14 protein-coding genes are annotated in these 14,224 nt (G+C 74.3%); 7 read left to right on the forward strand and 7 right to left on the reverse strand.

Features of this window, described 5'->3' with window-relative positions:
- Positions 1-16 precede the first annotated feature (16 nt).
- The 4 genes from E4P38_RS16615 to E4P38_RS16630 all read left to right on the forward strand — a co-directional run bounded on the left by E4P38_RS16615 (position 17) and on the right by E4P38_RS16630 (position 2,963).
- Positions 17-688, forward strand: coding sequence for a response regulator transcription factor (locus E4P38_RS16615; protein ID WP_135133056.1), 672 nt, complete (start codon positions 17-19; stop codon positions 686-688).
- Positions 685-2,001: an ATP-binding protein gene (locus tag E4P38_RS16620; protein ID WP_135133057.1), complete on the forward strand. Its 1,317-nt coding sequence runs from the start codon at positions 685-687 to the stop codon at positions 1,999-2,001. The genes E4P38_RS16615 and E4P38_RS16620 overlap by 4 nt, the downstream gene beginning before the upstream one ends.
- 19 nt (positions 2,002-2,020) lie before the next feature.
- The gene (locus E4P38_RS16625) at positions 2,021-2,416 is read left to right on the forward strand and encodes a PPOX class F420-dependent oxidoreductase (protein ID WP_135133058.1); all 396 of its coding nucleotides are present in this window, start codon (positions 2,021-2,023) and stop codon (positions 2,414-2,416) included.
- 85 nt (positions 2,417-2,501) lie between these two features.
- The gene (locus E4P38_RS16630; RefSeq protein ID WP_135133059.1) at positions 2,502-2,963 is read left to right on the forward strand and encodes an SRPBCC family protein; all 462 of its coding nucleotides are present in this window, start codon (positions 2,502-2,504) and stop codon (positions 2,961-2,963) included.
- A gap of 57 nt (positions 2,964-3,020) precedes the next feature.
- On the opposite strand, the gene E4P38_RS16635 is transcribed toward E4P38_RS16630, so the two are convergent.
- Genes E4P38_RS16635 through E4P38_RS16650 form a run of 4 tightly spaced genes read right to left on the reverse strand, consistent with a single transcriptional unit; the run spans position 3,021 to position 7,226 of the window.
- A complete protein-coding gene (locus E4P38_RS16635) occupies positions 3,021-3,281 on the reverse strand; it encodes an HPr family phosphocarrier protein (RefSeq protein WP_135133060.1) in 261 nt (86 codons plus the stop codon).
- Between the two features lie 49 nt (positions 3,282-3,330).
- Positions 3,331-5,436 (reverse strand): fructose-specific PTS transporter subunit EIIC, encoded by a 2,106-nt coding sequence (locus tag E4P38_RS16640; protein WP_135133061.1) that lies wholly within the window; start codon positions 5,434-5,436, stop codon positions 3,331-3,333.
- 18 nt (positions 5,437-5,454) lie between these two features.
- Positions 5,455-6,459: a hexose kinase gene (locus E4P38_RS16645; protein WP_135133062.1), complete on the reverse strand. Its 1,005-nt coding sequence runs from the start codon at positions 6,457-6,459 to the stop codon at positions 5,455-5,457.
- Positions 6,456-7,226: a DeoR/GlpR family DNA-binding transcription regulator gene (locus E4P38_RS16650; protein WP_135133063.1), complete on the reverse strand. Its 771-nt coding sequence runs from the start codon at positions 7,224-7,226 to the stop codon at positions 6,456-6,458. Before E4P38_RS16650 ends, E4P38_RS16645 begins: the two co-directional genes overlap by 4 nt.
- 165 nt (positions 7,227-7,391) lie before the next feature.
- Here E4P38_RS16650 and E4P38_RS16655 point away from each other — a divergent pair, with 165 nt between their 5' ends.
- The 3 genes from E4P38_RS16655 to E4P38_RS16660 all read left to right on the forward strand — a co-directional run bounded on the left by E4P38_RS16655 (position 7,392) and on the right by E4P38_RS16660 (position 11,881).
- Complete coding sequence (locus E4P38_RS16655) at positions 7,392-9,101, forward strand: putative PEP-binding protein (protein ID WP_135133064.1); 1,710 nt, start codon at positions 7,392-7,394, stop codon at positions 9,099-9,101.
- A 138-nt stretch (positions 9,102-9,239) separates the two neighbouring features.
- Entirely contained in the window at positions 9,240-9,377 is a 138-nt protein-coding gene (locus tag E4P38_RS22985; protein ID WP_167760593.1) for a hypothetical protein, read from the forward strand.
- A gap of 440 nt (positions 9,378-9,817) precedes the next feature.
- Positions 9,818-11,881 (forward strand): GGDEF domain-containing protein, encoded by a 2,064-nt coding sequence (locus E4P38_RS16660; RefSeq protein WP_135133065.1) that lies wholly within the window; start codon positions 9,818-9,820, stop codon positions 11,879-11,881.
- A 1-nt stretch (position 11,882) separates the two neighbouring features.
- On the opposite strand, the gene E4P38_RS16665 is transcribed toward E4P38_RS16660, so the two are convergent.
- From E4P38_RS16665 to E4P38_RS16675, 3 genes are all read right to left on the reverse strand, one after another.
- Positions 11,883-12,716, reverse strand: a complete 834-nt coding sequence (locus tag E4P38_RS16665) for a tyrosine-protein phosphatase (protein WP_135133066.1) — start codon at positions 12,714-12,716, stop codon at positions 11,883-11,885.
- Positions 12,713-13,606 carry a 3-methyladenine DNA glycosylase gene (locus tag E4P38_RS16670; RefSeq protein WP_135133067.1) on the reverse strand — a complete coding sequence of 298 codons (894 nt, stop codon included), beginning with the start codon at positions 13,604-13,606 and terminating at the stop codon, positions 12,713-12,715. The genes E4P38_RS16665 and E4P38_RS16670 overlap by 4 nt, the downstream gene beginning before the upstream one ends.
- A gap of 19 nt (positions 13,607-13,625) precedes the next feature.
- The coding region (locus E4P38_RS16675) for a helix-turn-helix domain-containing protein (protein ID WP_135133068.1) at positions 13,626-14,224 on the reverse strand (599 nt) is incomplete at its 5' end.

Raw genomic sequence — 14,224 nt, forward strand, 5'->3', positions numbered from 1 at the left:
GCGCGGAGGAGTCGGCATGAAACTGCTGGTCGTGGAGGACGACGCCAAGATCGCCGCTGCCCTCCGCCGGGGGCTGACCGCCGAGGGCTTCCAGGTGGAGACCGCCGACGACGGGCTCGTGGGGCTGTGGCGGGCCCGCGAGGGGGCCTACGACCTCATCGTGCTCGACATCATGCTGCCGGGCCGCAACGGCTACCGGGTCTGCGCCGACCTGCGTCAGGACGGCGACACGACCCCGATCCTCATGCTCACCGCGAAGGACGGCGAGTACGACGAGGCCGAGGCCCTGGACACCGGCGCGGACGACTACCTGCGCAAGCCGTTCTCCTTTCCTGTCCTGGTATCGCGGGTGCACGCCCTGCTGCGGCGGGCCGCACTGGGGGAGCCGCCGCCGCTCACCGCGGGGGACGTCGTCCTGGACCTGCGTGCCCGTCGCGTCCGGCGCGGAGCGGTGGAGGTGCCGCTCACCGCCCGCGAGTTCGACCTGCTCGTCCACCTGGTCCGCCGCGCGGGGCAAGTCGTCTCCAAGCGCCAGATCCTCGACGGGGTCTGGGACGACGACTTCGCCGGCGACCCCAACGTGGTGGAGGTCTACGTGGCGCGGCTGCGGCGCAAGCTCGACCAGCCCCCGGGGGCGTGCACCATCGAGACCGTCCGGGGTGCCGGGTACCGCATCCCGCGCCCGTGAGCCGCGCCCGCCGGCCGGCCACCCTGCGCGCGCGGGTGGCCGCGCTCGCCGCTCTGGCGGTGCTCGGTGTGCTGACCGTGGCCGGCACGAGCCTGGTGCTCGCCCAGCGGGCGATGCTCACGGAGAGCCTCGACGAGAGCCTCGCCCAGCAGTCCGACGCGGTGGCCCGCGCCCTGCGTGCGGGGCGCTCGCCGACGCTCGACGACCTGCGGTCCGACGATGCGATCGTCGAGGTCCGCGGACCCGGCGGCGCGGTGGTGACCTCGCTCCCCGCCGCGGCTCCGCGGCTCCCGGCGGGAGCCTCCGGGGTGCGGACGGTCGATCTGGCGACCGGTCCCGCCCGGCTGCTCGCCCGCCCGGTCGGCGCGGACACCGTGGTGGTCGCCGCGAGCCTCGACGATGTCGAGGAGAGCGTCGCCGCGCTCGTCCGCGGGCTGGCCGTCGGGGTCCCCCTCAGCGCCGCCGTCCTCGCCGGAATCGTCTGGTGGGCCGTCGGCCGCGCGCTGGCTCCAGTCGAGGACATCCGGACGCGGGTGGACGCGATCTCGGCGAGCCGGCTGGATCGTCGGGTGCCGGAGCCGACCACGGCGGAAGAGATGGCCCGGCTCGCCCGGACGATGAACGCGATGCTGGCCCGGTTGCAGCACGCGGCGGACCGGCAGCGGGCCTTCGTCGCGGACGCCTCCCACGAGCTGCGCAGCCCCCTGGCCCGGATGCGCGCGGAGATGGAGGTCGACCTCGCCCATCCCGAGACCGCGGACCCGGCCGCCACCGCCGCCAGCGTCCTGGCCGAGACGGTGACGCTGCAACGGCTGGTGGACGACCTGCTGCTGCTGGCCCGGGGGGACGCCGGGGCGCTGGAGCCCGGGCGTCGGGAGCCGGTCGATCTCGACGAGGTGGTGCAGGCGCGGGTCGCCGCGTTCCGTTCCACCGGCGAGCACCGGATCGACGTGAGCGGGGTGCAGCCGGTCCAGGTGGCCGGTGATCCCAGCCAGCTGCAGCGGGTGATCGCCAACCTGCTCGACAACGCCGTCCGGCACGCCAGGAACCGCATCGTCGTGACGCTGGACGAGGGCGCGGACGGCGCAGAGCTCACCGTCGCCGACGACGGGCCGGGCGTTCCGCCGCCGGACCAGGGCCGGATCTTCGAGCGCTTCACCCGGCTCGACGACGCCCGCTCCGCCCGGGACGGCGGTGCCGGGCTCGGCCTCGCGATCGCCCGGGGCATCGCCGAGCGGCACGGCGGCACGCTGACCGTCGACGGGCCGCCCGGCGCGCGGTTCCTGCTGCGGCTGCCGAGCGGACGGCCCTGACCCGACCTACCGTGCGACGGTGACCTCGCTGCTCCCGCTGGCCGACGCCCGCTTCGTCTCGCTGACCACGTTCCGCCGCTCGGGCGAGCCGGTGTCCACCCCGGTGTGGGTGGGGCGGGACGGGGGATCGCTCGTCGTCCTGACGCCGGCCGACAGCGGGAAGGTGAAGCGGCTGCGCCACGATCCCCGGGTCGAGATCCGGCCCTGCGGGCGCTTCGGAGCGGTCGCCGACCGCGTCGAGCCGGTCGCCGGCACCGCGGAGCTGCGGGAGGACCCGGACGACGTCGAGCGCGCCCGGGCCACGATCCGGCGGACGTACCCGCTCGAGTCCCGGCTCGTCCTGGGGATCGAGCGGCTCGTGGAGCGGCTGCGCCGTCGGCCGCGGACGGAGCGGCTCGCGCTGCTCATCACCTGATGGACCCCATTGCTCGTACAGGTGTCCGACGCCGCCTCCCGGGTAGGGGGAGAGCCAGATCCCATCGAGAACGAGGAGGTCCGCCATGGCCAGCGTGCAGGAGTCCGTCGACGTCGACGTCCCCATCAAGGTCGCCTACGACCAGTGGACGCAGTTCGAGTCCTTCCCCCAGTTCATGGGCGGGGTGGAGCGCATCACGCAGCTCGACGACACCCACACCCACTGGGTCACCAAGATCGGCGGGGTCGAGCGGGAGTTCGACGCGGAGATCACCGAGCAGCACCCCGAGGAGCGCATCGCCTGGACGAGTACCACCGGTGAGGCCAAGCACGCCGGGGTGGTCACCTTCCACCGCCTGGACGACGCCAAGACCCGGGTGATGATCCAGATCGACTGGGAGCCCGAGGGTCTGGTCGAGAAGGCCGGTGCAGCGATCGGCGTCGACGACCACCAGGTCAAGGCCGACGCGAAGCGCTTCAAGGAGTTCATCGAGTCCCGCGGCACCGAAACCGGCGCCTGGCGCGGCGAGGTCGAGCGACCGAGCTAGTCGGAGACGACGACGGCGCCCGCCCCCGTGACGGGGGCGGGCGCCGCGTCGTGTCGCTCAGTCGGCGTCGAGGTCCTGGGCCACCATGCCGGCGATCTGGTCGAGCACTGTCTGGTCGTCACTGGTGACGACGACCTCGGCGCCCTGCTTGGCGCCGAGCGTCATGATCATCAGTGGCGAGCCGGCGTCGATCGGGGCGCCCCCAGGGGTGTTGAGGGTGACCGGGACGCCGGCCTTCCCGACGGCCTCGGCGATCAGCGCGGCCGGCCGGGCGTGCAGCCCGACGCGGGATCCGACGGTGACGGTCTGACTGGGCATCTGTCCTCTTTCTCGCGACGGTGCGGTGGACTGTCTGCAGCCTGCCCGGTCAGGCGCGAACCGGCTGGTCGGCGTGCACCGGGGCGTGTGCATGCTGCAGATCGACAGCGTCCTCCGGGGCGTCCTCGGCGTCCGTGCGGCCGAGGCTCTTGGCGACCGTGACGGCGAGTGCGCCGACGACCGTCCCCGCGATCAGCGCGACGATGAACATCAGGATCCCGGTCATCGCGAAGAGCACGAAGATGCCGCCGTGCGGAGCGCGCAGCTCGACACCGGACGCGGCCACGATCGCGCCGGTGGTCGCCCCGCCGAGCATCATCGAGGGGATGACCCGCAGCGGGTCGGCCGCCGCGAACGGGATCGCGCCTTCGGAGATGAACGAGGCCCCCAGCAGCCAGGCGGCCTTCCCGTTGTCCCGCTCGACCGGGGTGTAGAGCCTCGGGCGGATCGCCGTGCTCAGCGCCATGGCCAGCGGCGGCACCATGCCGGCCGCCATGACGGTCGCCATGATGATGAGCGAGCCCGAGCTGGCGTCGGCAGTGAGGCCGGTGGTGGCGAAGACGTAGGCGGCCTTGTTGACCGGACCGCCGAGGTCGAAGCACATCATCAGGCCGAGGATGATCCCGAGCAGGAGAGCAGACGTGCCGGTCAGGCCGCTGAGGAAGTCGCCCAGACCGTCGAGGGCGGCCGCCAGTGGCCTGCCGAGGACGGCGACCATCAGACCGCTGGAGATCAGCGTCGCGAGCAGCGGGATGATCACCACGGGCTGAAGTCCGCGAACGCCGGCTGGGAGCTTCCACCGGCTGATCCATCGTGCGGCGAGGCCGGCGATGATGCCGCCGATCAGACCGCCGATGAACCCGGCACCCACCACACCGGAGACCGCGCCGACGACGAAGCCCGGGACGATGCCGGGACGGTCGGCGATCGCGAACGCGATGTAGCCGGCGAGGGCGGGCACCAGGAAACCGAACGCGGCACCGCCGATCGTGAAGAAGATCGCCCCGAGATAGCCCAGGAACCCGTCGTTGAGGCCCTCGATCCCGCCGGCGTTCGGCAGGTTGAAGAACGTGTTGTTCAGGACCCAGTTCGTCGCGTAGCTCATTGCCCCGTCGGTCGATGGGTCCGGCTGCTTGATCTGGTAGCCGGCGAACAGGAAGCCCAGCGCGATGAGCAGACCGCCGGCCGCGACGAACGGGATCATGTAGCTGACGCCGGTGAGCAGCCATCGGCGGATCTCGGAGGCGCCGCGGGCGCCGCCGGCGGACGACGGTGCAGCTGCCGCGTCCGCGTCGGACGAGCCGGGGACCCGGCGGCCGTTGGGGTCGTCCGCGGCAGCCAGCGCCTCGCGGATCATCACGTCGGGCTCGTTGATGGCCCGCTTCGTGCCGCTCTGCACGAGCGGCTTACCGGCGAACCGGCCCTGGTCCCGCACGCCGACGTCCACGGCGAAGATCACCGCGTCGGCGGCCCGGACGACCGCCGGGTCCAGCGGCGTCGCGCCCGAGGAACCCTGCGTCTCGACGTGGATGTCGACACCGGCCGCCTTGCCCGCTGCCGCGAGCTTGTCGGCGGCCATGTAGGTGTGCGCGATGCCGGTCGGGCAGGCGCTGACGACGACGATGCTCTTGCGGGCCGTGGCGCCCTGGGCGGCGGGTGCCTGGGCGGCGGGAACGGCGACGGTGGGAGCGGGTGCGGGCTCCGCCGGGGCGACGACGTCCTGGACGAGCGTCACGATCTCCTCGGGGGAGCTCGCCGACCGCAGGGATGCGACGAACTCCGGCCGGACCAGGGCGCGGGCCAGCGCGGTGAGCAGCGTGAGGTGGTCGGCGTCGCCCTCGGCCGGTGCGGCGATGAGGAACACGAGGTCCGCCGGGCCGTCCGGCGCCCCGAAGTCCACCTTCGGGTCCAGGCGGGCGAAGCCGAGGGAGGCCTGCGTGACCGCCGCGGAGCGGCAGTGCGGGATCGCGAGGCCACCGGGGAGGCCGGTCGGGGCCTGGGCCTCGCGCGCCATGGCGTCGGCGTGCAGGCCGTCGGCGCTGGTCGCCCGGCCGGCGGCGGTGACCAGGTCGGCCAGCCGGCGCACGACCGTGCTCTTGTCGGCGCCCAGGTCGGCGTCGAGCGCCACCAGGTCGGGGGTGATCAGTGCGGTCATGGAGAACCTCTCCGGAGGTCAGCGGACGTCCCGGCCGGCGGCCGGGACAGGGGCGGAGCTGGTGCCGGGAGGTCCGGCGGTGACCCGTACAGCGGCGACGTCCACCTGGGCCGGGGTGGGGACGGCGGATCCGGGGAGCGACGCGCTGGCCGCTCCGTACGCGACGGCGGTGCGCAGTCGCTCGGCCGGCGGGGCACCGGCCAGGTCGGCGAGCAGGTAGCCGGCGAGGCTGCAGTCACCTGCCCCGACGGTGCTGCGGACGGTGATCGGCGGGGACATGGCCGACCACACCCCGCCGTCCGCCCGCGACAGCAGTGCGCCGTCACCGCCGAGGGTCAGCAGCACCTCGTCGACGCCGCGCTCGTGCAGGTTGCGCACCGCGGCCAGCATCGCCGCCGGGTCGCGCAGCACCTCCTCCTCCGAGAGCGCGGCGAGCTGGGCGAGCTCCTCGGCGTTCGGCTTGAGCAGGTGCGGCGCCGCCTCGGGGCCGGCCGCCAGCAGGGCGAGCAGTGGAGCCTCGCTCGTGTCCACGGCCACCCGGACTCCGGTGTCACGGAGCGAGACGACCAACTGGGCGTACCAGTCGACCGGCGTCGACGGCGGCAGGGAACCGGAGAGGACCACCCACTGCGCGGCCGCGGCGTGCCCGTGCAGGACGCCGGTCAGCGCGGCCCGGGTGGCGTCGCTCAGGGCGGCGCCGGGCTCGTTCAGCTTCGTCGTCGTGCCCACGGCGTCGACGAGGGTGTAGTTGGTGCGCACCGGGCTCTGCACCGGCACGGTCGCCAGCTCCAGGCCCAGTGCCCGCAGCGCCGTGACGATCGGGTCGGAGGCGGCGGCCGGGAGCACCGAGACGACGTCGCCGCCGGCGGCCGCGACGGCGCGGGCGACGTTGACGCCCTTGCCGCCCGGTTCGGTGGCGCTGCCGGCCAGCCGCACGATCCCGCCCGCGACCAGCGGCCCCGGCAGGTCGAGGGTCCGGTCGAGGCTGGGGTTGGCGGTCAGGGTGACCACGCGGCCGGTCATGCCAGCACGACCTCGACGCCGGCCTTCTCGAGCTCTGCGACCACGGCGGTGTCGGCCTCGGCGTCGGTGACCAGTACGTCGACGTCCTCCGCCGCGGCGAAGCGCACCAGGTGCTCGCGGTCGAGCTTGCTGCTGTCGGCCAGCACGACGACCCGCTGGCCGGCCCGCACCATCGCCCGCTTGACCGAGGCCTCGGCGTCGTCCGGCGTGGTGAATCCGTGGTCGGGGCTGATCCCGTTGGCACCGAGGAAGGCGACGTCGACCCGGAGCTCGGCCAGCGCGCGGACCGTCGTCTCCCCGACGGCGCACTGCGTCACCCCGCGTACCCGCCCGCCGAGCACGTGCAGGGTGACGCCGGGCGCGCCCGAGAGGCGGGCGGCGATCGGCACCGAGGAGGTGACGGCCAGCAGGCGGCGGTCCGCGGGCAGCAGTTCGGCGAGCGCGGCGGTCGTGGTGCCGCCGTCGAGGACGATGCTGCCGTCGGCGCCGGGGAGGAGGTCGAGCGCGGCCTCGGCGATGGCCCGCTTGGCCTCGCTCCGCGTCCCGTGCCGCTCGGCCAGCCCGGGCTCCACGAGGGTGAGCGCGCCGGCGGGAACGGCCCCGCCGTGCACCCGGCGCAGCATTCCCGCGCGCTCGAGGACGGCGAGGTCGCGGCGGACGGTCTCGGTGGTGACGCCGAACTCCTCGGCGACGGCGGTCACGGCCAGCCGGCCCCGCTCGGCGACGAGGCCGGCGATGGCCTGCTGCCGCTCTTCGGGATAGAGCACGCTCGCCTCCGGAGTGCCGTTGCTCGTGCCCGAATGCTTGGCATCGGGTTTGTGTCTGTGTTGTTTTACGTCCGATCCGTTGACAAGTCAACAGATATTCGTGACGCTGGTCACCAGAGGTCGCCGCCTCCCCCACCTGTCGCGTCAGTGAGGTCCCCGATGTCGATGTCCGCGTCCGATCTCGTCTCTCCCGCAGTGCCGTCCGGACCGCTCGTCCTGGTCGGGACCCCGGTCGTCCCCGGGGTGGCGCTCGGGCCCGTCGTCCGCCCGTCGGCCGGTGTGCGGCTGCCCGAGGCCGAGCAGCCCGAGCTCCCGGAGGAGGCCCGGGCTGCCGAGAAGGTGTTGTTCCGCGCGGCCGCGGAGCTCGTCGCCGCGCGGCTGGCGGCCCGGGCCTCGGCTGCGACGGGCGTCAGCGCGGAGGTGCTGTCGACGACGGCCGGGATGGCGCGGGACCGGGCACTGTGGGGGGCGGCCGAGCAGCGCATCGACCTCGGCGTGCCGGCCGCGTCGGCGACCGTCCAGGCCGCCCAGCAGTTCGTGGACATGTTCACCACGCTCGGCGGGCTGATGGCCGAGCGGGTGCCCGACGTCCGCGACGTCCGGGACCGGATCGTCGCCGAGCTCACCGGCCAGGGCGAGCCGGGCATCCCCAGCCCCGAGGTGCCGTCGGTGCTGCTCGCCGACGACCTGGCTCCCGCGGACACGGCGGGGCTGGACCCCGCACGCGTGATCGGCCTGGCGACGCGTCTGGGCGGCACGACCAGCCACACGGCGATCATCGCCCGCCAGCTCGGCCTGCCCTGCGTCGTGGCGATGGAGGGGCTCGAGGACGTCCGCGCGGGCGTTCCCGTGCTGCTCGACGGGGACGCCGGCACGCTGACCGTCACGCCGGACCCGGCCGAGGCGCGACTGCGGGTCGAGGCCGCCCGGGTCGCGGCGGAGGTGCTCGCCGGGTACTCGGGCCCGGCGCGGACCCGCGACGGTCACGCCGTCCCGGTGCTGGCCAATGTCCAGGACGGCCCCGGCGCGCTCGCGGCGGTGGCCGCGCACGCCGAGGGTGTCGGCCTGCTGCGGACCGAGCTGGCGTTCCTCGGCCGGGCCCAGGAGCCCACGGTCGAGGAGCAGGCGGCGGGCTACGCGGAGGTGTTCGAGGCGTTCGCCGGCCGCAAGGTCGTGCTCCGCACGCTGGATGCGGGCTCGGACAAGCCGCTCGCCTTCGCCACGCCACCGGACGAGGCCAACCCGGCCCTCGGCGTCCGTGGCCTGCGGATCGCCCGCCGCGACCCGGGGCTGCTGGAGCGCCAGCTGGACGCCGTCGCGGAGGCGGCCCGCCGATCTAGTGAGACGCCCTGGGTGATGGCGCCCATGGTGGCGACCGTTCCGGAGGCGGCCGCGTTCGCCGCGGCCGTCCGTGCCCGAGGGCTCGTGCCCGGCGTGATGGTCGAGGTCCCCTCGGCCGCGCTGCACGCCGAGCGGCTGCTCGAGCACGTCGACTTCCTGTCGATCGGCACCAACGACCTGTCCCAGTACACGCTCGCCGCGGACCGCCTCTCGGCCGATCTCGCCGATCTCACCGACCCCTGGCAGCCGGCGTTGCTGACGCTGGTCGCGATGACGGCGGAGGCCGGCCGGCGCACCGGCAAGCCCGTCGGCGTGTGTGGCGAGGCGGCCGCCGACCCGCTGCTGGCGTGCGTGCTCGTCGGCCTCGGGATCACCTCGCTGTCGTGTGCCGCGTCGGCGGTCGCCGGGGTGGGTGCCCGGCTGGCGACGGTCGACCTCGACACCTGCCGCCGGGCCGCCGAGGCCGCCCTCGCGCAGGACGACCCGGCAGCGGCGCGGGCCGCCGTCCGGGAGGTCATCGCGGCCGACGCGTGACCACTCTCACCCGTCTGGGTGAGGGAAACACGGCTCAGCTTAAGGTTTGCCTGCGATTCGTCGGAATACAGTGGTGTCTGCCTGCATTATCAAGGGTGTAGGCGAACAACCTCGATGAAAGGCACAACGATGAGCTCCGTGACGTCCAACTGGCGCCAGCGTCGGCAGGCCGCGCGTACCCGGCGGGCGATCGACCGCGCCGTCTCGCGCAGCGGCAGCCCCGCCATGCGCGACGAGCTGCTGACGATGGCGAACAGCACCCAGCTGTTCCGCTGAGTCGCCGCCGCCCCGGGCGGCGAGATGCCACGACCCCGACCTCCGTCCGGAGGCCGGGGTCGTCTGCATCTCCGGGGGTCGCCTGGCGGGCGACGGCCCAGGACACCGGCTTCGCAGTGCTGTCATGCTGTCGCTGTGCGTGTCCATGTTCCGGATCCATGGAGACCTCCTCCGATCCCAGATACCCCCATGGGGTACATGCGCGCTGTCGGACTCCTGGCGGCCTGCCGCAAGGGGCACCGTCCTGAACCCGCCCTCGAGGCCGTTCCGAACGGAGGCAAGAGGGCGTCCCCCGAAGGGGGGAGCCCGATCAGGTTCGACCGCATTTCTGCCGTTCATAACGACGTGCACCACGCAGGGACGTCGACCGCCTCCGGGCCGTCCGCCGCACGGCGGACCCCCGGTGCGACCTCGGCGTACCCGCTGACCGGGTGTCGGCGATGACCGGCACCTCCCTGGGCGAGGCCCGCGAGACCTCCGGCGCGACCACCGGTGGCCTGCTGCGCTACGTCCGCGCCGTCGCCGGCGACGACGCCGTCGGGCGGGTCCTCGAGCGCTCCGGGCTGCCGTACACCGCCGAGCAGCTCGACGACCAGGCCATCTGGTGGAGCTACGACACCCGCATCCGGCTGTTCGAGGCCGCGACCGACGTCGTCGGCGATCCCCGGCTGATGTTCCACGTCGGCGCCGCAGCCCTCCAGAGCGGCCTGGCGCACTCGATCGTCATCCTTCTCCGCGCCATGGGCACGCCGCGTCAGGTGTTCCGGCAGCTGCCGCGCGCCGTCGCCAAGTTCAGCACCACCTCGACGATGGAGATCGTCGAGTCCGGGGCCACCTCGGCCACCATCCGCTTCACCCTGCACCCGGGGTTCGAGCACTCCCGGCTGGACTGCATCTACGCGCAGGGGCTGCTCACCACGGTGCCCACGGTCTTCGGCCTGCCTGCCGCGGAGATCGAGCACGACGAGTGCGAGTCCGACGGCGCCCCGTCCTGTGTCTACCGGCTGACCTGGGACCGGCGCAGCCGGCTGCCCGGCCGGCGCCGCAACGGCCGCGCCACGGACCTGGAACTGACGGCGCTGCGCGCGCAGCTGCGCACCCTGCAGTCCGCGTCCACGGAGCTCGTGGGCAGCGACGACGTCGACACCGCGCTCGAGCGCATCGTCGCCCGCGCGGCCGAGGCCGTCATCGCGCCCGCGTACCTGCTCGCCGTCGAGCGACCGGGCGGTGGCGCACCACTCGTGCACAGCGCGGGCCTGTCCGCCGACGAGGTCCCGGCGCTCGCCGCCGCCCTGCTCGCGGGGGAGGATCTCGGCGACCACGCGGTCACCGTGGAGATCGCCTCCGCGCGCCGGTCGCACGGCCGGCTCGCCGCGATCTACCCGACCAGCGACGGGGTCATGGGCGACGAGGCGACGCTGCTGGCGGCCTACGCCGGGCACGCCGCTGCCGCACTGGACCTGATCATCGCGCTGGAAGGTGCCCGCCAGGAGGCCGAGCGCGCGGGGGCGCTGCTCTCCCTGGCCCACGAGCTGTCCGCAGCGACGGACTCCGCGGCGGTCACCGCCGTGGTCAGCGAGGCGCTGCCGCGCATCGTCGGCTGCACCAGCGCCGGGATCCTGATGTGGGACGCGGCCAGCGGATCGCTGCAGTCGCACTCGTCGGTGGGGCTCACCGACGAGGGCGCCGAGCTCCTCCAGACGACGATGCTGCGGGCCGAGGACGTGCCCGAGCTCGTCGGCATGCTCACCGACCGGGAACCCCGGATCATCAAGAGCGCGACGAGCAGCCCCGCGTTGCAGGCGCTGCTGCGAGGGGTGGGCACCGAGGACGTCGTGGCCGTTCCCCTGCTGGCCGACACGACCTTCCTGGGTGTCGCGACCGCCGGCTGGGCCGCCGGTGAGGCTCCGGAGACGCTCGACGGCGACGTCGTCGCCCGGCTGCGCGGCGTCGGCGACCAGGCCACCACGGCCCTGCAGAAGGCCCGCCTGCTGGCCACCGTCCGGCACCAGGCCACCCACGACGCGCTCACCGGGCTGCCCAACCGGACACTGTTCCTGGAACGGCTGGAGTCGGCGCTGTCCGACGCCGCCGAGGGGGCGCATCTCGGTGTCCTGTTCTGCGACCTCGACCGCTTCAAGCAGGTCAACGACACCCTCGGGCATGCCGCGGGCGACGAGCTGCTGCGTCAGGTGTCCGCCCGGCTCCGCGCGACGGTCCGTCCCGACGACACGGTCGGCCGGCTCAGCGGCGACGAGTTCGCGATCATCCTGCCCGGCCTGATCGACCCCGACGACGCACGCCGCCTCGCCAACCGGGTCTCAGGCTGCTTCGCCGAGTCCTTCCGACTCGACGGCACCGCCGTCACGGTCGGCACCAGTGTCGGCGTCGCGGTGCACGACCCCGCGACCGGCCGGACCGCCGAGCAGCTGCTGCGCGAGGCGGATGCGGCGATGTACCGCCACAAGGAAGTCGGCCGCCGCGCCGTCCGGACGGACGTCTAGGTCAGCTCGTCAGCTGCGCCTTCAGCGCGGCCCGCTCGTCGGCCCCGAAGCCGTGCGTCTCCAGCCAGCCCACCGGCCCGCCGAACCGCTCGTCGAGCAGGGTGAGCACGCGGTCCATCGTCTCGGCCCGCGGCGTGTGGCTGGCGACGTCGCGCTGCCCCATGTCCTCGGCGTAGGTCGGCGACGCCGCGAGCTTGGCGACGAGCGCGTCGATCACCTCAGCGGTCATCGCGTAGTCGGCCACGATCTCCTCGTGCGGGACCCCCGCAACCGCCAGGGCGAGCGCGACGACCACGCCGGTGCGGTCCTTCCCCGCCGCGCAGTGCACGACCGAGGCGCCCGACTCCACGGCGGTCAGGGCACGCAGCGCCCCGACGACGTGGTCGCCCCGGTCGGCGAGGTACCCGAGGTAGGAGCGGACGGCGGGCGGCTCGGCCTGGTCGTGGGCGGCGGTCTGGCGGGGGAGGAGCGACTCCACCCAGCCCGAGGGCAGGTCGCCCATCGGGTCGTCCTCCTCCACCGCGAAGACATCGGTGTAGTGCCCGCGCTCGGGTATCAGGCTGAAGTGCCGGTGGGTGATCTCCGGGACGTCGCGCAGCGGTCCGCGGCCCTCGAGCAGGATCTCGGCGGTCGTGCGGAGGTCGATCACCTCACGGAGGTTCAACTCCCCGACCAGCCGCCGGACGTCGTGCTCGCTGAGGGTCTGCAGGTTGTCGCTGCGCAGGATCCGCCCCGCGACCGTCTCTCCGCCGTCCGTCGTCGGCAGCCCGCCGAGGTCGCGCATGTTGGTCGTTCCGTCGAGCCGCACCCAGCGGCCGGTCCGCGTCGAGGTCACCCGACGACGGTACGTCCCGGGGCCGACAGCGCGTCGCACACGTCGATCAGCCGGGCCCGGAGGACGGCGCCGCGTTCGGCGAACCCGCGCTGCGCCGTGACGTACTCCGCCTTGCCCTCCGGCGTCTCGATCGCGACCGGCTCGTACCCGTGCGCGCTCAGGTCGTAGGGCGAGGCCCGCATGTCCAGCTCCCGGATCTCGACCGCCAGCTCGAAGCAGTCGGCGACCAGCTCGCCCGGAGTCGCGGGACTCAGCTTGTAGGCCCACTTGTAGAGGTCCATGCCGGCGTGCAGGCAGCCCGGCTGCTCCAGCTCCGGCTGGGTCTCCCGCGTCGGCTGCAGACGATTGCGTCCGACGGCCGGCGGCGTGAAGAACCGGAAGGCGTCGAAGTGCGTGCACCGGATCGGGTGGGCCTCGACGACGGCGTCCGTGCCCTCGGCCCCGAGCCGGAGCGGAACGGGGTGCCGGGTCTCCCGGTCGCGGTAGACCATCGCCCACTCGTGCAGGCCGAAGCAGCCGCTGAACGCCGGCCGCGACGCGGTGGCGGCAAGCAGCCCGCGGACGAAGCGGACGGTGTCGCCCCGGTCGGCCAGGAACGCGGCGCCGTCCAGCGACACCGCGCCGTCGGCTGCGGTGGCGTACCAGCGCCAGGCGGCGTGCGGGGCGTTCCCGGCCAGGGCCACTCCCGGGCCCGGGTGCCAGCGGCGCAGCCGCCCCGGCGTCTCCGAGTAATAGGTCCACAGGAAGTCGAGGACCGGATGGGTCTCCCCTCGACGGCGGCGTTCCCGGTGCGGCGCCGTCCACCGGTCGATGCGCGCCTCGTGGGCCGCCGCCTGCGCGCGCCACTCGTCCGCCGTGAGGACGGTCGGAGCGGTCAGGGCGGTGGGCACCGGCCCAGGCTAAAGGCGGCTACTGGCGGACGGCGCCGGTGAGCCGGTGCAACCGCAGCGCGAGCTGCACCTCCAGGGCCCGTTCGGGCGAAGACCACTCCTTGCCGATCAGCCGGCCCACGCGCTCCAGGCGCTGGGTGACCGTGTTGACGTGCACCTGCAGCGCCTCGGCGGCCCGGGCGGGGGAGGAGCCCGCGTCGAAGAAGGCCTGCAGGGTCGCGACCAGCTCGGTGCCCCGCTTGGCGTCGTACTCCAGCACCGGCGCCAGCGTGCCCTCGACGAATCCGCGGACGTCGCGGCCGTCGCCGACGAGCAGGCCGAAGAAGCCGAGCTCGTCGGCGCTCCCCGACCCGCCCGTCCGGCCGAGGGCGACCAGCGTGGCGGCGCAGCGGGCCGCCTCCGCGTGGGCCGCCCCCACCGCCCCGGGACCGCTCGCCGGTCCGGCTCCGCCGGCGGTCACCGGTCCCACGCCCGCGCCGGTCAGCTCGCGGCACACCGAGGCCGCCGCGTCCCCGGGCGCCACGTCCGGCAGGCAGAGCACGACCGAGCCGTCGTGCGTGCCGGCCAGTCCGCCCCGCGTCGCGGCCAGGTGGGTCGCGGCGGCCAGCGCCCGAGATC

This window comes from Blastococcus sp. CT_GayMR16, assembly GCF_004570875.1.
Taxonomy (GTDB): Bacteria; Actinomycetota; Actinomycetes; order Mycobacteriales; family Geodermatophilaceae; genus Blastococcus_B.